Source organism: Paenibacillus sp. FSL F4-0100 (assembly GCF_037993005.1).
Classification (GTDB): Bacteria; Bacillota; Bacilli; order Paenibacillales; family Paenibacillaceae; genus Paenibacillus_AQ.
Map to the genome: position 1 here is coordinate 2831832 of NZ_CP150303.1, position 20246 is coordinate 2852077.

A 20246-nucleotide genomic window follows, 5' to 3' on the forward strand; every position below is an offset into this window, starting at 1 on the left:
GTCAAAAAATGAGGTGCTCAAACGATGAATCCATGGAATGAACGGTTTCAGGGGATCGATTACGTATTTGGAACAGACCCGAATGTATTTATAGCGGACATGCATAAGAAATTAGGTTTAACGGGCGACGCACTGGCTATCGCAGAGGGAGAAGGACGGAATGCGGTGTTCCTGGCCCGGGAAGGCATGAACGTAACCGTATGGGATTACGCGGAATCCGGCCTGAACAAAGCCAATCAACTGGCGGAAGCCTGCAATGTGCAGATTCGCACAGAGCTTGTGGATCTGCACGAAGCGCAGTGGAAGCAGGATCAATGGGATGAGATTATTTGTGTGTTTGGACATTTTCCCAAGGCATTGAGAACGAGGACTTTAGAAGGCGTGAAGAGAGCTGTGAAGCCGGGAGGATATTTCCTCACCGAAGTGTATTCACCGTACCAGATTCCTTATCGCAGCGGGGGGCCGCAAGATCAGCAGTTTTTATACGTACCTGAGGATTTCCTCGTGTCCTTTGCGGATTGGCGGATTGTCCACTTTTTTATGGGAGAGGTCGTTCGGCATGAGGGCCAGGGGCATCAAGGCTTGTCTCATGTCATTCAGTTTGCAGGCCAGAAACCGCGAACAACGGAATGAAAGCCAGCGGGGAATTAAGAGAGCAGCATGGAAACATCGGACTGATCGCCTTGCTGCACATAGTCGGAGGGTGACAGGCCGGTGTATTTTTTAAACATCCGATAAAAATAGGACGTGTCATAATAACCCAAATAGTGGGCGATATGGGCGATCGTCATGTCCGAATGTAGCAGCAGGCCGCACGCTTCGAGCACGCGCAGCTGATGCATATACCGAATCGGGGAAAGACCGTACACCTCTTTGAAGAGGGCTGCAGCATAGCTCGGAGAGCGATGGATTAGCTTCGCTAATCCATCGATTTCGATAGGTTCGCGGTAATGCTCCAACAGAAACGATTTGATGGTATCCGCGTAGTTACGTTTGCTGGGTGCCAGCTCGGTTTTCTCAAGTTCACGGGCCAACGTGCCGATGAGCTCCTGCATAATGCCCTGACAAATCATGGTGCGGTAGCTTTTGCCTCCCCGCATTTCCTCGTACAAGCGCTCACAACGATGGTAGGCATACTGGATATGGGATAGATTGAATTTCATGCATCGGCCCGCATCCAAGAATGGAATGCCTGTGGAACCTTGATGATCCAATGTAAAGAGAATGGTATGTTTCTGATGGGGAATGCCATTCCAGTTGCTGCCGCTGCGGCGCGTCGATCGGGGAATAAAGAGCACGTCTTCTTTTTCGGCAATGATTTCTTCCCCGTTGATCTCATATTTCACTTTGCCTTCTCTAACCACAACCAGGACATTGTACTCAATCGTCTCCAGCTGTGTCCGCCAATTCGGAATGTAATCATCAAAATTCACGCTCATCAATTGGATCATAGAACAACACCCCGTAGTGATTTTATACCTATAGCCTAGCACAATAATACTTCTGATGAGTAGCTGTTCATAGCTTTTAATAATCTTCCTAATTGAAAATGGAGTAGAATCGTACAACTTATTTATGAAATGTACATCGACTACGAATAGATGAGTAGCCTATAATTTCAGACAATTGCAGGATTATTGTAAACGCTGACATGAGTCCTAAGGAAGGGTAAGTGAATTCGACAAGAGGAAGGAAACGATGACGATATGAGAGTATTATTACTGGATTTGGATTCGACCAGGCCGGATCATTTAGGCTGTTATGGCTATCATCGGAATACGTCGCCGAATATTGACCGAATCGCGGCGGAAGGCGTGCGTTTTGACAATTACTATACCTCGGATGCTCCATGTTTTCCTTCAAGAACCGCATTAATGACGGGGAAGTTTGGCATTCATAACGGTGTTGTGGGTCATGGAGGCACGGCTGCTGATGTCCGGCATGAAGGCATGACCAGGGACTTCCGCGACAAGCTGGGGTCGGAGAGTTTTCCCGCTATATTCCGCCAGGCCGGCATGAAAACCGCCTTGATCAGTCCGTTTGGAGAACGACATTCCGCCTGGACCTTCTACGCGGGCTTCAATGAAATGTATAATACAGGTAAGGGCGGCTTGGAGTCGGCAGAAGAAGTATCTCCAGTCGTGCTGGATTGGCTGGATCGTAATGCCGATGAAGATAACTGGATGCTCTATGTGAACTTCTGGGATCCGCACACACCATATCGCGCTCCCCAGTCGCTGGGAAATCCTTTCGAACATGAGCCGCTTCCCGATTGGATTACCGAAGAGGTGCTTCAGGAGCATCAGAAGAAGGTTGGCCCGCATGGGGTGAACGAAATTAACATGTATAATAGTGAAGTTTCCCCTGATTTTCCGCGTCATCCCGGAGAGATCAGGACGATGGAGGATTTGCGGACGATGGTGGATGGCTATGATTGCGGCATTCGGCATATGGACGAGCACATCGGCGCCATTTTTGAATTGCTGGAGAACAAGGGAGTAATGGATGATCTCATCGTTATCATTACAGCGGATCATGGCGAGAACATGGGGGAGCTTGGGATTTATGGTGAACATGGCACAGCGGATCAGGGAACCTGCCGCATCCCGATGATTATCCGGGGACCTGGCATCATGAAAGGGATATCGGATCGCAATCTGCACTATCATCTGGATCTTCTGCCTACGATGGCGGAATATTTGAACGTTGCACCGGTTCGAAGCTGGGATGGCATCAGTTATGCGAAGAGCCTGCGAAGCGGAAAAGGCAGCGGCAGGGAGTATTTGGTGGTCTCTCAATGCGCCCATGTCTGTCAGCGAAGTGTGCGGTTTGGAGAATGGCTCTACATTCGAACATATCATGACGGCTTTCATCTGTTTGACAAAGAAATGCTGTTCCATATCACCGAGGATGTCCACGAGCAGGACAATCGGGCAGCTCAAAGACCGGATCTTTGCAGGGAGGCCGTATACCTTCTGAATGAATGGCATGATCTGATGATGTCCACGATGCCGTATGACGTGGACCCGTTGTGGACGGTCATGAAGGAGGGAGGACCTTACCATGCCAAAGGTCATCTGCCCCGGTATATCGAACGTTTGAAGAACACGGGCCGGGGAGAAGCGGTGCCAGAGCTGATGCATCGCCATCCTCGGGAGTTCGTGTAATAGTAATTATAGCAGGTGAAACAGGATAACCGCTCTGGTAGCGGTTATCCTGTTCTCCGTATCAAGCATAGGAGGAACTTAGCATGGGAGAACAACATTCTTGCTGCGCTGGCTCCAGAACGAATCTGCAGTCAGTGGAAACCGATCAGAAGGAACGGCTTGGCATTATTAGAGAAGATGAGGATCATGAACAGTCTCTTCCTGATCTCCATACCGACATGATCATGCTGCCTGGAGGGACGTTTACGATGGGCACGAATTCGAATGAAGGTTTCCCTCGTGACGGCGAGGGGCCGGCTCGCAGCGTAACCGTCTCCGGATTTGAAATCTCACCGTGTGCCGTTACGAATGAACAGTTTCAACGCTTTGCGGAAGCAACCGGTTATGTCACGGAAGCGGAACATTTTGGATGGTCGTTTGTATTTGAACTGCTGGCTTCGGAGGAGACCAAGGCAAGTGTTGCACAAGTTCCGCAAGAAGTGCCTTGGTGGCTAGTGGTTGAAGGCGCATACTGGGCTGCACCTGAGGGGGCGGATTCGAGCATCGAAGACCGAATGGACCATCCGGTTGTACATATATCCTGGAACGATGCGGTTGTTTACTGCCATTGGGCCGGCGTGCGGCTTCCCACAGAAGCGGAATGGGAGTATGCGGCGCGCGGCGGTTTGGAGGGCAGGACCTATCCATGGGGAGATCTGCTGAAACAGGACGGAGAACATCAATGCAACATATGGCAAGGTAAATTTCCAGTTAAAAATAACGCAAGCGACGGATACATCGGTACAGCGCCGGTGGATGCCTATAAACCGAATGGTTACGGACTATATAACATGTCCGGCAACGTATGGGAGTGGTGCGGCGATTGGTTCAGCCCGTCCTATCATCAAGTGACCTCGGCCATCCATCCGTTCTTTGGTGAGTCTACCGGCAGAAGGTCGATGCGCGGCGGTTCGTACCTGTGTCACAGATCCTATTGCAACCGGTACCGAGTCGCGGCACGCAGCGGGAATACTCCGGACAGCTCAACGGGGAATTGCGGTTTCCGTGTTGTGAGGGACAGAACGTAGAATATGCCATCGATTGTACTGTATTATGGAGTATTACACGGAAAGCGCACGCTTTAAAACGCGTATAAATGAATAAAACTGCAGAAAAAGATTGTAAAACGGAATAAAAATGAATATAATCGAGGTGTTAAGTGGAAAAAATGAATGTTCAGGAGGGGAATATATGGTGCAAGATCAATCAGGAATGTTTGCCGAAGAACGTCGTCAGAAAATTCTTGCTTTGCTGCATCAAGATAAACGGGTGATTGCCAAGGACTTGGCTGAGCGATTTGAAATATCGATTGATTCGATTCGTCGGGATTTGACAATGATGGAGGAGCAAGGTTTACTCCAGAAAACGCACGGAGGCGCAATTCCTTCCATGAAAGTCAGGCAGCCGCCCGTGGCTCCGGAACAGCGGTATAGTGAAGGCTCCCCGGAAGGGAACGCCATTGCTCAATTAGCCGTTTCATACGTCCGAGAAAAAGATACGTTATTCATTGGCAGCAGCTCGCTTACCTATTTACTGCTGAAGCATCTTCCGGAGCAAATGCCTTTGACAATTGTGACCAACTGCATGCGTGTAGCAGAAGCTCTGCGCGAACGCGAATGGATTGACACCTATTTGATTGGTGGACGGGTGAAACCTTCCGGAAATATCACAGACGTGCTTGCTAACGAATTTATTCGTCAATTTAAATTTGATATCAGTTTCGTTAGTGGAGGAGGTATTTCCGATGAGGGAATATACATGGCTACTCCTGAAGTTGCCGCTTTTGGACGCGCGGTCTCTGCCGTATCCCGCCGCAGAATTGGCATGGCAACGCATCGGATTCTCGGACAGGATGGCTTTGCCAGAGCTGGCGCCGTCGAAGATCTGGATGTGTTAATTACCGATCAGAAGGCAGATCAGCACGTTATGGATCGGATCCAGGAGCTTGGCGTAAAGGTCATTGTGGCGAAAGCAGAAGAAGCTGCACCAAAATGATGAACCATTCGATATAACTTTATATAACTTAAGATTGAAAGGTAAGAGAGGTAGAAACATGATTCATCTTCTTCTGCAAGCGCACTGGCCAGAGTGGAACGGTGAGCTGGTTAATGGTCCTACGGGCTGGAACAATACGACCTATTTTATTCATAACGAGCAGCGCAGCTCGGTCATGCGCATTTATAATACACATCGAGATAAGGCAAGAATCGAATTTGAGTTTGCCGTTCTGGAATCGCTGCAGAGGGTGCCGCTGAGTTTTAAGATTCCCGCTCCTCTTCCTTCCGTGTCTGGCGATCGGATGGTTCAGGTTCAGGATGGGAGTGATCGTTATGCTTGCCTATTTGCATATATTGAAGGAGAACGTCCGGAAGAAGGCAGCACTCAAGCATCGTATTCTTTCGGGGAGAAGACGGGGGAACTGGTAAATGCCCTTGCGGCTTGTTCAATCGGAATGAGGCCGGTGTATCCGCCTTATTACGAGCTGCTTCAGTCTTATCCTGCATGCAGCGAAGTATTCATTCTAGATTTTTGCAAGCAGCCGCCATTGGAGTTCAAGGATCAAGGAGAGGCACTTCATATACTAAAAGAAGCATACGCCGATATTTGCAGCAGGCTAGAATCTCTAAAAAATCTGCCGCAACAGCTGATTCATGGCGATCTGAACCTTTCGAACCTGCTGGTAGACGCGGAGCACCCCCACACGGTCACCGCTTTACTTGATTTTGAATTTTGCACACGGGATGTGAGAGCGATGGAGCCTGCGGTTGTCATCTCGGGATTTTTGGGAATCGCGGACGAGAGGAAGGCCATAAAGCAGTTTTGCGAAGGATTTGCCAGCCGCGTTCAACTGAGCGCAGAGGAGATTGCCGCGATTCCGGTTCTCATGCGCTTGCGTATGGTGGATGTATTTCTGCATTTTTTGAGCCGCTATCGGGAAGGGACCGATGAGTCTCATGTGTTAAGGGAACAGGTGGATATGCTAGCTGCTGGATTTAAGCGGATGGAATACAGCCAGGAGTGGCTGGATGATATGTTGTTTCAGTATTTGATGTAAGAAATGGGTGCTATATCAGAAAAACCCGGCTCTCTAAGAGACCGGGCCTTTCCGATGTTTTTGGACAGGTTAACCATAAATTAGGAAAGTGAGAGTTTCTAATCACGGTTATTTTTTCAGCAGATTAATATGGTCAAGCTCTGTGCTGCTGTTAAAGATGAACTCCAATTTGTAATCTCCCCGGTTGTAAGTGAGCTTGGTTTGCTTGATTTTTCCGGTTTTGAAAGTGGTTGTGGCATTCGGTGCAAACCAGTTCTGTTTCAGCATTTTCATCGTGATGCCGCCGATATTTGTTTGTCGTTCCACGTTCGTGCCAAAGTATCGCATCTCGCGGATTTTGTTCAGTTTATAGGAAAAGGCGTAGCCTGGATTCCCCATGTTGGCCCCGTATACATCGAAGGCATCGGCATCCTTGCCTGCCACGGAAGGCTCGCCAATTGCTTTATAAACGTCCTGCTTTGTGCTTTTACCGATCGTTAAACCGCTGACGGCACCAGGGAATTGTCCCTTTAATGCAGGTTTATAGAAGCTGTTGAGTGTCTTAAGCGCGTGCTCTGCAGCATAATCGCCGGTATTTGCTGCCGTGGCAGCTTCTGCTTGCTGCAGCGGAAAAACAGCATGATTTACGCCGATAGCACTTACGCCGAGGACTCCTGCCATAGTCAAGGTGATGATTGCTTTTTTTGCTGGTTGTTTCAAGTTCATGTTGTATCCTCTCCTTTGTAACAACTAATTACCACATGCGCTGTGCATCAAACAAGTGTGCCAGACTTATCTTCCCATGATAGTGGAAGCTAAGCGGCATTGGGTTACGATTCTGTGAAGATGAAATATCAGATTTGATACCGGGACCGAAATCGAGTTCTGCTCACCATGAATGTTTCGTCGGGGAAAATGGGGTAATGATGCATGAGGTGATATGAATTATTGGAAAAATCGTGTAATCTATATAGAACCGACTTTTTCAGGAGGAATTATGGAAACCGAATCATTACTCAAGGTGGAGCAGCTAGCTCTCAAAAAACACAAAATCTTCAAACAAAGCCATCTTCGTTACATCGCCCGCTCCATGCTCGCCAGCATGTTTATCGGCTTTGGCGTCATTGTTGCGTTTAAGACAGGCAACTTCTTTTATCTGGAGCATTCCCCTCTGACTTACCCGATGGCCGCCATTACGTTTGGCGCGGCGATCATTCTGATCGCGTATGGGGGAGGGGACTTGTTTACGGGGAATACGTTCTACTACACGTATGCCGCTCTGCGCAAGAAATTAAGGTGGCTGGAGGTCGTCAAGCTGTGGGTCTTCAGCTACGCAGGGAATATCTTGGGGGCGTGCACGTTTGCGCTGCTGATTTTCTTAACGGGACTATTCATGGATTCATCCGTGAACGGATTCCTGCTCGATGTGGTTGAGCACAAAATGACCACCCCGACAGTGCAGCTGTTTTTCAGGGCAATTCTGTGCAACTGGCTCGTATGCCTTGCCTTTTTCATCCCGATGTCGCTGAAGGGCGACGGCGCCAAAATGTTTGCCATGATGCTGTTTGTATTCTGCTTCTTCATTTCCGGATATGAGCACAGCGTTGCGAATATGTGCACCTTTGCCATTGCGCTCGTGCTGAATCATCCCGGCACGATTTCACTGGAGGGCGTACTGCATAACCTGATCCCGGTAACGATTGGCAATTTGGTTGGCGGCGTGCTCTTGATGGGCTTTATGTATTATTTTGTGAACAAACCGTTTCTGGATGCCAAGGAATCTCCGGGTGAATGAAGCTTAGAGGTTTATGTAGAACCCCTAACGCAAGTGGTTAGTTTTTTAATAATGAGTACACCCGCGTATCGTGTGCCACGCCGTTTTGATATATATATTGGCGAAGGATACCTTCCGCTTCAAAACCGAGTTTGGTCAGCAGCGCGTGGGAAGCCTGGTTCTCCATAAAAACAACGGCACCGATACGCGTCAGGCCAAGCTCCTGAAAACCATATGCGATGACGGCGGAAGCAGCTTCGCTTGCATAACCTTGCCCCCAGAATTCAGGATGTAATTCATATCCGATTTCGGCCCTCTTATGCCGCGGAGACCATACGTTATACCCAATCGTGCCAATGAGACCTTGCGCGTCTTTCCTTTCGATGCCCCATCGAATCCCGCGTTTCTCCTTGTAGTTGTTTGCGAAGAGCTCAACGATTTGATGAGCCTGCTCGAGGGTAGTCAACGTGTCTTGTCCGTAATATCGAGTGACCTCATCATTCGAGAAGCAGCTATAGATAGCCTCAGCGTCCTGATGTTGGATTTCCCGCAGCGTTAAACGATTAGTCTCTAGTATTGGAAACATGTTCTTCCTCCCAGGTAGATATAGTAATCATTATATTGAGATTTATTTAGGAAGAGAAGAGGGCTCCTGACAGGGAGCTCTTATTTCGCGTTTGTATAAGAAATGATTTGAGAAAATGTATTGTTTGATCACATGGAGTGAGATACAATGTTCCTGAACGAAATGAGAATGATTATCATAATCAGTATAAACAAAAGAATCTCTTTCGTACCTTTTAACAACAGGCAAGGGGAGAAACGATTTATGGCAAGGTCATATCCTAAGAATACCCGATGGATGATAGCATTACTTGTACTGGTGATTGCTCTGGCTGGATGCGGAACACCGCAGGACAAGGAGGGTGCAGCACCTTCCGGGCAATTCACGGAAAAGGTTGGGGAGCAGGTCGCTCAGGACGAGACAAAACAAGGGGCTGTTGAAACCAAAATGATGAAGGATGAGTTCGGTGAGGTCGAAATACCAGTAAATCCGAAGAGGGTAGTAGGGATCTATCTGGAGGACTATCTGCTGGCTCTAGGAGTTACACCTGTTGTACAGTGGTATCATCCAAGCTGGGGGAAACAGGATTACTTGGGGCTGGAAGTCCCGACCTTTGATATAACGGGAAGTATAGAATCGCTGCTGGAGGCAAGTCCGGATTTGATCATTGTCGACGGAGCAGCAGATTCGGCAAAATATGAGCTTTATTCCAAAATAGCTCCTACGTATCGGCTGCCAGAGTCCATCCTGCAGAGCCCAGCAGAAATTCTTGAGACGATTGGTGATGTTCTTGGCATTCCTGAAGAGGCCAAACATGTACATAACGAATACACCAAGAAGATGGCTGATACCAAGGAAAAACTGGAACAGGCTGTTGGTGATGAGACAGTAGCCGTGCTCCGGTTAAATGTTGGGGATAAAACGCTCGCCCTTTTTGGCATTGATAACCGGTATACCGGCAATATCTACAAAGAAATGGGCTTGACTCCGCATCCGTTTGCGAAAGATATGACGGAATTTCATGCCATACTATCCGAAGAGAAAATCCCTGAGCTGGATGCTGATCATATCATTATCTTTCCATCCAACGGCAATTGGGACTCGGAGGAGAATCAAGAAGCGATGCAAGTATTCGGCAGCCCGCTTTGGAAGTCGGTTCCCGCTGTTAAAAATGGACATGTGTACAGGGCGGACAGAACTCATTGGCAATCGGGTGCCGTCACAGCCAATATGATGAAAGCCGACGATCTCTTGAAGTGGTTTGTCCAATAAGGAGATGATCTCCGTATTGGAATAGAAACAGGAAGCTGTCAACGGCGTTGACGAGCTTTCTGTTTCTTTGCACTATGTATGAATAGATTCTCGGGTAGGGGTAGATGAAATGAAGGCGGAAACCAGCTCGCTTAACCGAGCTTCTTTATTTTATGTATTGAAGGATATTCAGCTTCATACGCAATCTACGGGTTGGCAGCAAGAAATTCTGGTTGACAACGAGCACACACTGCTGATTTTGACGGCCGGCACGGGGCGACTGCACTTGGAGGAAACGGAGTTTCACATGCGGCAAGGTCGAAGTTATCACATAACCCCCGGCTCAACAGCACGTATTCATTCTGAAACGGAGGGCATGGGTTTCTATCTGTTAACCTATGAACTTTGGAGGATGGAGGGAACTCCCTCTGGACAGGCATTGCCTGTACGAAACCCTCAATTTGCTCCGTACCAGCATCAGGCCGAATGGTCATGTCTCCCGTTCTCTCAATGTATTGAATACCTGGAGGGCATTTATCGGCAGCGCGATACCTATAGCGAGTTGGAATCCTTCGACATTCATGTGCGTTTTCAGGCGTTCATGCTGTTTTTATTTCGGCAGAATCAGAACGCTGCTCACCATACGAATATGCGCCAGGCTGTTGAGAAATCGATTCAACATCTACAAGAGCACTATCGAAATAATTGGACTGTGGAGCAGTTGGCAGAGCTTGCGAACGTTGCACGCTGGCAATATACTCGGATTTTTAAAAAGATCACGACCAAGTACCCCCTTGATTATCTGAACGGGGTCCGGATTGACCGGGCAAAACAGTTGCTGCTGGCGACAGATGATCGGCTGCTGGATATTGCACAATTTGTTGGTTTTAACAACGAATATTATTTTAATCGTCGATTCAAACAAACCGTGGGGATTTCTCCCGGACAATATCGCCGTCAACGTCATCAGGAGAAGATGCGGGTATTTGCGCCATTCCTTGAAGATTTTCTGGTAGCCCTCGGCATAACACCGGTCGTGCAATGCGCTCACTACAGATGGGGGAGACAGGATTACCTTGGTCTGCATGATGTCCCTGTAATTGATATTGAGCAGGAGGATATCGATGAACTTGCTCGTCACAAGCCGGACTTAATTATGATGGATAGGGGGTTCAGGCGCTGGATGTCTGACGACGGCTTGGGACGGCTAGCTCCAACGTATGAGTTCCCGCATGCGAGTGAGGATTGGCGCATGACACTGCGTAAATCGGCGGACCTGCTGGGTAGGAAGGACCGAGTGCAGGATGTCATCTCACAATACGAATATAGAGCTAGTGAAGCCAGGAGACTCCTTAAGCGCTCTGTCCATGCCCAAACCGTGGCCTGTCTTCGTATATCGGCGCTTGGAATCAGTTTATATTCGGGTCCGTATCACGGGTATACGGGGCCAATCCTGTACGGGGATCTGGGTCTGACCCCGCATCCACTTGTTCAGCAGTTGTCCAGGGATGCCCGGAATGCGATCCTGTCCAGGAAATGTCTGAAGCTGCTGGATGTCGATCATCTGTTTATTACGTTCGACAAGCGTCATTCTTCCTGGGAAGGCGAGGAACGTTGTTTGCTCGATGCCCCAGAATGGCAATCACTTCCGGCAGTTAGGAGCGGCTGCGTGTATGAGGTTGATTTTCTGACCTGGATGAATTATGGGGTGATCTCTCATGGGAAAAAGATTGAGGACGTGCTGAGGGTGCTGACATAGGACGCTTTTAATAGATTGCGCATGATGAACCAACTATCATCCATATAACGTTCCGTATAAGAAAAACAAAGGCTGATCCCAAAGTCAATATGACTAAGGACCAGCCCTTTTTTATTTCATCCTATAGGCGGCTGCAAGAAGAACTCTAAAAGCTCGTTTGGGTTTAACGTAACTGAATCCGACTTAAACTGCCTCCGTCCGCAAATAAACGCTTGATGCTGCGTTCAACCTCTTCATCCGGTATTAATGGCGGAGCCTGATGCGGTTTTGTACGGGCATCGATAATGACCGTATCACAGCCCCAATGCTTATGCTCATAGCGGCTGTTCAAGCCGTGAATGTCATGGGAAGGATTGCTGCGCGTAAAGGTTGCCCACAGGAAATTACTTACTGTCGCACTCATGAATTCACTGTCATCGCACAGAATGATCATCGGACAGGAGGAGATGGAACCTCTCGCACGGATCACCTCGTTTAGACGCTCCATTTCCTGCCGCACTTCGGCATAACTCGTAAAAGGGGCTCCCTGGATCGCGACAATGCCGGGCATGATCCATTTGGCTGGCGAGTATCCGGGCAGATCCGTCAAGGCTTCAGGCACCTCTTGGCACAAATCTCTTTTTTTATCCCCGACCGCCGCGAATACGACCTTGCTCCCGGTGTTAAGCCCGGTCCCGGAATAATCGAGTGTATCGATCGTAGTATTGGTCTGAAAATGGATATCCCGGTGCAGATCGATTCGTTCCAATATATAGGCCAAGAAATCCTCGATCTGATGCGTGTCTAAGGTTTGGTTCTCCTCGGCCGCTATGAACAGATACTTGGCTAAACTCAATTGGCCCGTGCCCAATATCCGATTGGCAATCGTGAGAAGCTCAGCCGGCTGTTTCACTTGTTGATAAGGGGTATAGCGTTCGCTGCCGATGGCAAAGAGCAAGGGGTGTACCCCAGCAGCGTCCACCGCATGAACCTCTTTGACCCCCGGGATTTCTTGCCGGATGGCCCCGCCGGTCAGCTCATGAATCAGTTCGCCGAAGGACGTATCTTCCTGCGGAGGTCTTCCAACGACCGTAAATGGATAGATCGCCTGTTGTTTGGCGTAGACCTTGTGCACTCGCATGACGGGAAACGGATGGACAAGGCTGTAATAGCCCAGATGATCACCAAAAGGACCTTCCGGCTTGGTTTCACCCGGGTAGATTTCCCCTGTAATGACGAAATCCGCATCGTGGCTAATGCAGTAGCCGTCAACATAGCTGTACCGGAAATGGCGTCCGGACAGCAAACCGGCAAAGGTCAGCTCGCTCATGCCTTCCGGCAGCGGCATAACCGCTGAAATCGTATGCGCAGGGGGACCCCCGATGAAACAGCTTACTTTAAGTGGTTGCCCCAATTTATTGGCCTTCGCTTGATGGATGCCGATGCCCCGGTGGATCTGGTAATGGATGCCAACTTCCTTGTTTATTTCATATTCGTTGCCTGTGAGCTGCACCCGATACATGCCCAGATTGGAATTCATGACGCCCGGCTTCTCCGGATCTTCCGAATAGACTTGAGGCAGCGTGACAAAAGCACCGCCATCATCCTTCCAGTGCTTAATTAACGGCATATCGGAAATTTGGATTTCCTGAAATCCGGGTGGCAATGCCCCCGTTTTTTTGATAGGTAACGCGGTTTTAGCTGCTAATCCCGTCCCGATATATTTGAACGGATTTTTGAGCGCCTTCATCGGATCGTTGCGCAGCGCGATCACGTCTTGTGTGGATTCGAAGGTTTCCCGAAAAATGAATTTGCTACGCTCGATCGTACCGAACAGGTTGGAGACCGCGCGGAACCTTGAACCTTTAACATTTTCAAATAACAGCGCCGGGCCGCCTGCGGCATAGACCTTAATATGTATGGCTGCCATTTCCAAATGTGGATCAACCTCTTCATGTATACGAACCAAATGGCCATGTTTCTCCAGATCTATGATGCATTCTTCCAGATTATGATATTTCATTACATAGCTCCAATCCCTTGAAGATAGTGAATTTATTCTACTATCTACTATTATCGACAATCTCACAGCACAGGTCAATGATACCTAATATAGACGGGACGAATGGACATATCATAAAAAATTACCCTGTCCCAGAGTGTGAAGCAAACGACAAGGCGATCTCATCATTTCAATCGAGCTCTTTATTTATTTTGTTTGAACCAGCTAACAATCATTGTTCTTGTCGCGTTCTCTGTTGTATAGCAGCTCAGTTCCTTCCGTAATAAGGTCACATCCATAGGCGGCCCCAATGCTAACAAAATTTAAATTATATCAAAAAGGGCCACATTTACTTAATTTACTACTGTAATGTCATGTATTCCTGCAATCCCTTCGCAACATGAAAACCCGTGTAATTAGAATCTAACCTTTGGTCTAGATTCGCGATCTAATAAATATAAGCAAACTGAAAAAATCATAGAAGAAAGAGGCGAGGTTCAATTGTTATCAGAAATGGAGCAAGAGGTCGTATCGGCCCAAGCGGGTGACCGTGAAGCGTTTATTCGACTCTTGCAAGGAGTAGAATCAACCCTCTATTCCATTGCCCGCTCAATGCTCAGACAAGACGAGGATTGTGCGGATGCGATTCAGGAAACGATGCTGAAAGCCTACAAAGCCATATATGGCTTGAAAAAACCTGCTTATTTCAAAACGTGGATATGTCACATACTGATCAACCAATGCAACGAGATATTACGACAGAGAGCTCGTACCCAAACGATGGCAGACATACATGTCCTATCTTCCGATGTCAAAGAGTATGAAAAAATCGATTTGCGCGAAGCAGTTGATCAGCTGGATGAATCCCTTCGAATTGTCGTCGTACTGCACTATCTACAGGATATCCCAATCAAGGATGTCGCACATATCCTGGACATATCGGTAAACGCCGTAAAAAATCGCCTGTATCGGGCTCGCAATATCCTTCTTGCATCGTTAGATCAATCTCGGGAAAGGAAGTTGAATTATGGAGCGTTTTGAAGTCGAAATGGATACCTTGAAACGGAAGGAACAAAGTCAAATGCCCGAAATGGTTCGAAACCGGATCGACGAGACGTACCATACCATCGTCAATATGGAGATGCCTGCAAGACGCCGCTATATAAGGAGAGAAAGAGGCCGGGGAGTTAAAATCGCTTTGTTATCCGTTCTGACCGTTGCCGTTCTGGGTTCGTCCATCATCGCGTCCGGACTCATTTCACCAGCCCTTGCCCAATCTCTCCGGCAAATCCCCTTGATCGGCAGTATATTTCAAAATCAGGATGCCGGCTTGCAGACTGCTGAAAGTCAGGGGTTCGTTACGCCGGTCGACATCAAGGATACGCATGATGGCGTTACCATGAAAATTACGAATGTCATATATGACGGAGTACGGGTAGCAATGGTGGCCACCCGTGAATCGAGCAAGAACTTCGAAGAGCCTTTGTATGAACCCATAAGGCCTGAGGGTCATTTTTATTCATCTCGGGGGATTGAATATTATTACATGGAATATCAAGGAGAGCCTCTACCCGCTGGAATGAGCGCTACAGGAGAAAAAGATTCTGTACTGATCTTTACGGATGATTCGAGTTACGCCGAGGAAAACGCCCCATTCCCCGATACGTTCCATTTGTCTGTAACATTGATAATTAAAGGAATCAAAGAACCTTTCAATTTCAACGTGCCTGTCGTTAAGAACACATCGAATACCTTTTATGTCGAGGACCCGGGTTTATCCAAAACACATGACAATCTGAAGTTAACGATCGAAAAAATTGGACTTACTCCCATTACGACTGAAGTAGTTATCAATGTAAAGGCTGACCTAAATCTTGTTCCTGAAAAATATTTGACTACAGGTTTTCTGAATATGGAATATGAACTGGTGGATGATCAAGGTATTTCCATGAAACCAATCGGTGCCAGAGGCAGCTCTAAGGACCCGAAGAAATACGGCATCTATTCAAAATCAATGTATGAGCCGTTTACACACATCCCGAAGGCAATAACCATAAAGCCTTATATCAGCAACACAAAAAACGGGTTTAAGAAGGAATATATTAAGGAATTAGAAATAACCGTGCCTATTGAAACCAAAGCTGTAGGCAAAAAATTGAACAATTATTAGCATTTGAATAAATGCAAAACGAAAGAAAGGCCGGTCTACTAGACTCGGCTTTTTCTGTTTTTAACTATACTTGAAATTCCCTTGCAACGGGGGGGATAATCCGAGCATTCGATATGGTGCTCATCTTTGTTGGAATAAGCAAAGTCGCACCACGAACAGCGTCGATATGTTTATAATGAGAAATAGCCCCCACCCATGATCTTGGTGTTACTTTTCTTTCTTGCTGTGATTACGCTTTGCAATGTCAGTCTGGCCAAGTATGTAATCAATGCTTACGTCATGGAAATCCGCTAGTTTGATCAATACTGAGCTAGGTACATCCAAATTTCCACTTTCGTATCGAGAGTATGTTGTTTGAGAAATGTGCAAATAATTCGCCATCTGCTGTTGTGTCAGATCTCTGTCTTCGCGTAGTCCTCGAATTCGTTTATACATCATATATCACCCATGCAAAGTTTAGTTTATGCGAAAATTGCATATTGATATTTATGCGTTTTTCGCATAAAATTTATGAAACAATGGTTGAGGAGTAAAGAAATCTTAGATGGAGAAAAAAACGAAGGCAGCTGATCCCGAAGGGAAGTTAATGATTGATGTTATTCTAAGTTCAGAAATTATCGTAGATAGTTATGGGAAACTAACGTATGCAATTAAGGAAGCTATCTCTGTTGGCGAAATAGAGAAGCTAAAACAATTTCATTCCAAGTATCTGTATTTTTTTGAAAAATCGTTTAAGCGGTTGAATAAGTCTGAGAAGGAATTTATTCGGCGCTGGATCGATGACAAGAAAGGAGCCGTACATGAGCGAATTAACGAGAGCGCAGATCGTTGATCTGGTAACAAGACTGTATAATGGGGATGGTAGCGAAGAAGAGGTGGAGGAATGGATAGAATTGCTGCAGCGGAATGTTCCTCACCCTGACATTAGCAATTTGATTTTTTGGCCGGAAAAAGATCTGACGCCGGAGGAAATCGTTAAAGAAGCTTTCCATTACAAACCGATATACATAAGTACAAACAGGGGGGACCGCGAATGAGTTGGTTGGACCGGAAAACAGCGGAAGCGTGGCGCGCGGAAGGCAAACGTTATGCCGCCGACGTTAATGAATATGTACGCATAGGGATGGAGACCAATTGGCAGGAGGAACCGCCTGCGATCGAAGAGGATCGGCGCCAGGCCATGGCCCAAGAAGTGGTTAAGATGATCGCTTCCGCCAATGAAGCCGGTGAAACGGCTCTGCTTCGCGAAGAGCTGCCGCCCGCGTCCTGGCCATTGACAGGAGAGTTCAAGGAGGAGACACAGGCGGTGAAGCCCGTATATTCATGGGAAGATGGTCACGTGCTGCTGCAAACTGGAGCTTCATGGGAGCGACGGTTCGCCTATGTCGTAGGTAATGATGGCATAACCGAGTTAACGGGAATCGGCTGTGCAGGAAGTTCCGCAGATGGACAGTACTTGGCAGTAGCCGATGAGAATGGGGTGCGGACGATATTTTTGCCGGATACTTCCTTGAACGGGCAATTGGTTGCGAAGTTTACATGGCAGGATATTTGCAGCCGCCTGAAGGCTGATCTCAAAGATCTTGAATCACTGGCTGATGAAGAGAGACCTTATGATATTCTCGATGAAATCATTCCGTTCAACGATGGGCGGCAGGTTCTGCTCGTTGGCGAGTATGGCATTTACCTGCTGGGAGACTCCAGCGTGCAATTAATGCATCCGGACGCTGCTGAACTTCGGGAAGATGAGCTTGAGGACACGAGAATCGCCATGGCGCATGGCGCTGTCTCGAGGGATGGCAGGTGGCTGGCATATGGCAGCCAGTCCAGCGAGCATCTGCTGATGGACCTGGATGGGAAGCAGTTGTACAGAATAGAGCCGCATTCCAGTTATCCGCATTATAGCCTGTTTACGCAGGATGGTCGTTCCGTATGGTTTAATGCTTGCCATTTTTACAACGGGGATACGATATCCGTACCGTTGTATGCTGTAGAAACGGGAGCCTTTGCAGAAGGACTGCCGATAAATGAAGAAATGCGCGTGTACGCCGGCGTAGCGCTGAAGGAGGGAGGCATTCTTGGCGATGCCTATGGATACCTCCGTTATATCAATTATGAGGGTAAAGAAATATGGCGTTACTTTGTAGGAAGTACAATTTCAGGGCTGATCGCGACGCCGGATGAGAATTTCCTGCTGGTCGGTACCTATGGCGGTATGCTGCACCGGATTAACCTGGCAAGCGGCGTCCGGGATGAGTACAGTATTGGCACAGCCCCGATTTGTGAAACCAACCGCTGGATATTCTGGAAGAACTCAGAGCCCTTGTCTTGGTAAAACCGTAAACAATCCTGCGTCATTTACGCGACTCCTAAAGGGGGAAGAGATGTCCATTATGCTTACAAAACAAGAAATGATTGATCGAATTCTTCATCTGCTTCATAATACTTCCATGTATGATTCTGAATACGAGAGAGTGGCCACTCTACCTTTTGAAGAAGGTTATATAGGTGATTTGAGTCCGGTTGTTCGGGTTGGAGAGCAGGACTATGAGCTCGCTATGTATGAAAGAGGCGTGCAGATGCTCAGCAAGAGGACCAAGGATACCGATGAAGTGATCTTCTGGATCCTGGAGGATACCATTCATACGATTGCCCATATTAAGCTTCTGCAAAAATACAAGGTGGATAATGTAAACACCCATTTGAAATATACCAAGGACGAAATCCAAGAAATGACGGACATGATCCATGAATCCTTCCTTCAGATCGGTGGACAGTATGAGGAATGGCATAAGGCGGGCAAACGTAAAGAGCTGGAGACGCCGAATTCGGGATAGCACGCAGGCACGGGCACTGTATGAAGCTAATGATGACCGTATTGCTCGTATATAGGAGAGGTGCGCCGATATGGTTGAAGCGCTTTTCTTGGACGGAACCTTTGCGCGCTGTACGAACTGATCCTATTGTTTGTAATCAAAGAGCAGCCGCTTCGCATGGTAGCGAAGCGGCTGCTTTATCGATTCATCAGGTTATTGCTGAACGATGGCGATAATTTCGTCTTCCAGCTCAAGTCGTACTTGTTCGCTGTAAGCGCGGATATTGTACTCGGAGTACAGGTAGCGGAGAATGGCTTCGATGAGGTTAGCCTCAATCAAATATTGATTCCTACCGCTGACCCATACTTCACCTGTATATCCGGTATCTTCATCCCAGCTAAGCTCAAGCGATACATCGGTTGGTTTGACGCCTCTGCGCTCCGCCTGATGAAGGCAGACTGCATTGACGATTTCGTCCATGCTCAAAATCATGGATTAGTACCGATTGTTGTTATTGTTGTTGTCGCGAGGTTCGTTTTGTTTACGACGATTCTTCACGGAGCGTACAACAGCCATAACGATCATAATCAAAGCCCAAATTGCGATCAGGTTAATGAGCAGTCCCATGATTTCGCCCATGAAGCCCATACCCCCGAACATGCTGCCGAAGAGCAAACCAGCTAGACCACCGATCATAAGTCCTTTCATCAAGCTGCCGCCGCTGAAGAATCCGCGTTTTGCCGTGCTGCCGGCCGCCCCTGTAGTATTGGAACGGTTGTTCGATTGTTGAACATTATTGTTATTATTCTTTTTCGGAGTGCTGTTGTATGTCTTGGTCCCGGATTTGAAACCTCCGCCGCCTCTGCGGGCATCTGCGGAATCAGGTGTCAGTGCTACAAAGAACAATGTAATCGCTACAAGAATAGTCAATACTTTTTTCATCGTGTTCTGTCGAACCTCCCAGTAAATTTAGAGTAATAAAGAGTAATACGGACGAGTCACGATAAGGTTTCAAAATTTGTACGACCATGTTTTGAGGCTGTTGTGTGCTGCTGCTGTCTCAGTAATTCCAGTACCCAATCACACCATTTCAGCTCGGTTTCAGCCATCATCAACCCTTTGGTAGCGAGTACATAATTGCTGAAAGCCTTGCTTCCAATCTCGCGGGTATCCTCCGGAATTCCCTCTAAAATCTGCTCATAATAACGTTTTTTCTCCAAATACCCAATTCTGCGGTCCTCGAAAATATCGACGGCGATGCCGATCTCCGTCAGCCACAGGCAAAAGGTCCGAAGAGAAAGCTCATCCTTGGTGACTGCAGGCGCGATAGGTTGGTACATCCATTCACGCAGCTTCTGCATGCCTTTGTCTGTAATCGCATAGATTTTCTTGTCCGGTTTATCACTTTGCTGGACCCAGTGCGAGGACAATAGCTGCTTCTCCTCCATGCTGGACAGCAAGGGATAGATTTGACTGTGTTTGGCTTGCCAAAAGGGCTGTATTCGAAGCATCAAATCATATCCTGATGATTCTTTTCTTGCTAGTAATCCTAACAAGCCGTATGACAACGTATTCATGGACATAACTCCCTTTGAAACGCATATCGTGGACGCTAAAGCGAGGATGGTCATTCGCCTATCGGTCCGGTTGTTAAAAAGTGTACACTGAAACTGTATGGTTTGACAACCGG

Annotated in this window: 22 protein-coding genes; 14 read left to right on the forward strand and 8 right to left on the reverse strand. The window is 47.6% G+C overall.

The features are described from left to right. Window positions 1-24 precede the first annotated feature (24 nt). Window positions 25-633 carry a class I SAM-dependent methyltransferase gene (locus MHH48_RS12645; protein ID WP_076321097.1) on the forward strand — a complete coding sequence of 203 codons (609 nt, stop codon included), beginning with the start codon at window positions 25-27 and terminating at the stop codon, window positions 631-633. 14 nt (window positions 634-647) lie between these two features. Here the strand turns inward: MHH48_RS12645 and MHH48_RS12650 are convergent, their stop codons facing one another. Continuing rightward, complete coding sequence (locus tag MHH48_RS12650) at window positions 648-1451, reverse strand: AraC family transcriptional regulator (RefSeq protein ID WP_076321098.1); 804 nt, start codon at window positions 1449-1451, stop codon at window positions 648-650. A 255-nt stretch (window positions 1452-1706) separates the two neighbouring features. Between MHH48_RS12650 and MHH48_RS12655 the strand changes: the two genes are divergently transcribed. From MHH48_RS12655 to MHH48_RS12670, 4 genes are all read left to right on the forward strand, one after another. Next, the gene (locus tag MHH48_RS12655) at window positions 1707-3167 is read left to right on the forward strand and encodes a sulfatase (protein ID WP_076321099.1); all 1461 of its coding nucleotides are present in this window, start codon (window positions 1707-1709) and stop codon (window positions 3165-3167) included. Between the two features lie 83 nt (window positions 3168-3250). After that, the gene (locus tag MHH48_RS12660; protein WP_076321100.1) at window positions 3251-4234 is read left to right on the forward strand and encodes a formylglycine-generating enzyme family protein; all 984 of its coding nucleotides are present in this window, start codon (window positions 3251-3253) and stop codon (window positions 4232-4234) included. Between the two features lie 184 nt (window positions 4235-4418). After that, entirely contained in the window at window positions 4419-5201 is a 783-nt protein-coding gene (locus MHH48_RS12665; protein WP_076321336.1) for a DeoR/GlpR family DNA-binding transcription regulator, read from the forward strand. A 58-nt stretch (window positions 5202-5259) separates the two neighbouring features. Continuing rightward, on the forward strand, window positions 5260-6261 hold the full coding sequence (locus MHH48_RS12670) for a phosphotransferase (protein ID WP_076321101.1): 1002 nt from the start codon (window positions 5260-5262) through the stop codon (window positions 6259-6261). 108 nt (window positions 6262-6369) lie between these two features. Here MHH48_RS12670 and MHH48_RS12675 read toward each other — a convergent pair whose 3' ends face one another. Next, entirely contained in the window at window positions 6370-6966 is a 597-nt protein-coding gene (locus MHH48_RS12675; protein ID WP_076321102.1) for a YjgB family protein, read from the reverse strand. Between the two features lie 271 nt (window positions 6967-7237). On the opposite strand from MHH48_RS12675, the gene MHH48_RS12680 reads away from it, so the two are divergent. Further along, complete coding sequence (locus tag MHH48_RS12680) at window positions 7238-8035, forward strand: formate/nitrite transporter family protein (RefSeq protein WP_076321103.1); 798 nt, start codon at window positions 7238-7240, stop codon at window positions 8033-8035. 37 nt (window positions 8036-8072) lie between these two features. On the opposite strand, the gene MHH48_RS12685 is transcribed toward MHH48_RS12680, so the two are convergent. Beyond that, on the reverse strand, window positions 8073-8600 hold the full coding sequence (locus MHH48_RS12685) for a GNAT family N-acetyltransferase (protein WP_076321104.1): 528 nt from the start codon (window positions 8598-8600) through the stop codon (window positions 8073-8075). 243 nt (window positions 8601-8843) lie between these two features. Between MHH48_RS12685 and MHH48_RS12690 the strand changes: the two genes are divergently transcribed. Both MHH48_RS12690 and MHH48_RS12695 read left to right on the forward strand, forming a co-directional pair. After that, window positions 8844-9851, forward strand: coding sequence for an ABC transporter substrate-binding protein (locus tag MHH48_RS12690; protein ID WP_076321337.1), 1008 nt, complete (start codon window positions 8844-8846; stop codon window positions 9849-9851). A 109-nt stretch (window positions 9852-9960) separates the two neighbouring features. Continuing rightward, window positions 9961-11589: an AraC family transcriptional regulator gene (locus MHH48_RS12695; protein ID WP_076321105.1), complete on the forward strand. Its 1629-nt coding sequence runs from the start codon at window positions 9961-9963 to the stop codon at window positions 11587-11589. Between the two features lie 163 nt (window positions 11590-11752). Here the strand turns inward: MHH48_RS12695 and MHH48_RS12700 are convergent, their stop codons facing one another. Further along, window positions 11753-13591 (reverse strand): UbiD family decarboxylase, encoded by a 1839-nt coding sequence (locus tag MHH48_RS12700; protein ID WP_076321106.1) that lies wholly within the window; start codon window positions 13589-13591, stop codon window positions 11753-11755. Window positions 13592-14071: 480 nt separating this feature from the next. Here MHH48_RS12700 and MHH48_RS12705 point away from each other — a divergent pair, with 480 nt between their 5' ends. Then, a complete protein-coding gene (locus MHH48_RS12705) occupies window positions 14072-14611 on the forward strand; it encodes a sigma-70 family RNA polymerase sigma factor (protein WP_256720405.1) in 540 nt (179 codons plus the stop codon). Continuing rightward, window positions 14598-15740 carry a DUF4179 domain-containing protein gene (locus MHH48_RS12710; RefSeq protein WP_076321107.1) on the forward strand — a complete coding sequence of 381 codons (1143 nt, stop codon included), beginning with the start codon at window positions 14598-14600 and terminating at the stop codon, window positions 15738-15740. The genes MHH48_RS12705 and MHH48_RS12710 overlap by 14 nt, the downstream gene beginning before the upstream one ends. 207 nt (window positions 15741-15947) lie before the next feature. On the opposite strand, the gene MHH48_RS12715 is transcribed toward MHH48_RS12710, so the two are convergent. Continuing rightward, the gene (locus tag MHH48_RS12715; protein ID WP_076321108.1) at window positions 15948-16175 is read right to left on the reverse strand and encodes a helix-turn-helix transcriptional regulator; all 228 of its coding nucleotides are present in this window, start codon (window positions 16173-16175) and stop codon (window positions 15948-15950) included. A gap of 109 nt (window positions 16176-16284) precedes the next feature. Here MHH48_RS12715 and MHH48_RS12720 point away from each other — a divergent pair, with 109 nt between their 5' ends. The 4 genes from MHH48_RS12720 to MHH48_RS12735 are packed head-to-tail and all read left to right on the forward strand — an operon-like array spanning window position 16285 to window position 18577. Beyond that, the gene (locus tag MHH48_RS12720) at window positions 16285-16572 is read left to right on the forward strand and encodes a hypothetical protein (protein WP_076321109.1); all 288 of its coding nucleotides are present in this window, start codon (window positions 16285-16287) and stop codon (window positions 16570-16572) included. Next, window positions 16541-16777 carry a bacteriocin immunity protein gene (locus MHH48_RS12725; protein ID WP_076321110.1) on the forward strand — a complete coding sequence of 79 codons (237 nt, stop codon included), beginning with the start codon at window positions 16541-16543 and terminating at the stop codon, window positions 16775-16777. The genes MHH48_RS12720 and MHH48_RS12725 overlap by 32 nt, the downstream gene beginning before the upstream one ends. After that, entirely contained in the window at window positions 16774-18075 is a 1302-nt protein-coding gene (locus MHH48_RS12730; RefSeq protein ID WP_076321111.1) for a PQQ-binding-like beta-propeller repeat protein, read from the forward strand. Before MHH48_RS12725 ends, MHH48_RS12730 begins: the two co-directional genes overlap by 4 nt. A gap of 49 nt (window positions 18076-18124) precedes the next feature. Next, window positions 18125-18577: an immunity 63 family protein gene (locus MHH48_RS12735; RefSeq protein ID WP_076321112.1), complete on the forward strand. Its 453-nt coding sequence runs from the start codon at window positions 18125-18127 to the stop codon at window positions 18575-18577. Between the two features lie 192 nt (window positions 18578-18769). Here the strand turns inward: MHH48_RS12735 and MHH48_RS12740 are convergent, their stop codons facing one another. From MHH48_RS12740 to MHH48_RS12750, 3 genes are read right to left on the reverse strand one after another with little or no spacing between them, the layout of a single operon-like run. After that, complete coding sequence (locus MHH48_RS12740; protein ID WP_076321113.1) at window positions 18770-19048, reverse strand: YxcD family protein; 279 nt, start codon at window positions 19046-19048, stop codon at window positions 18770-18772. A 3-nt stretch (window positions 19049-19051) separates the two neighbouring features. After that, window positions 19052-19498 (reverse strand): hypothetical protein, encoded by a 447-nt coding sequence (locus MHH48_RS12745; RefSeq protein WP_076321114.1) that lies wholly within the window; start codon window positions 19496-19498, stop codon window positions 19052-19054. A 56-nt stretch (window positions 19499-19554) separates the two neighbouring features. Beyond that, window positions 19555-20133 carry a PadR family transcriptional regulator gene (locus MHH48_RS12750; protein WP_076321115.1) on the reverse strand — a complete coding sequence of 193 codons (579 nt, stop codon included), beginning with the start codon at window positions 20131-20133 and terminating at the stop codon, window positions 19555-19557. Window positions 20134-20246: the final 113 nt, after the last annotated feature.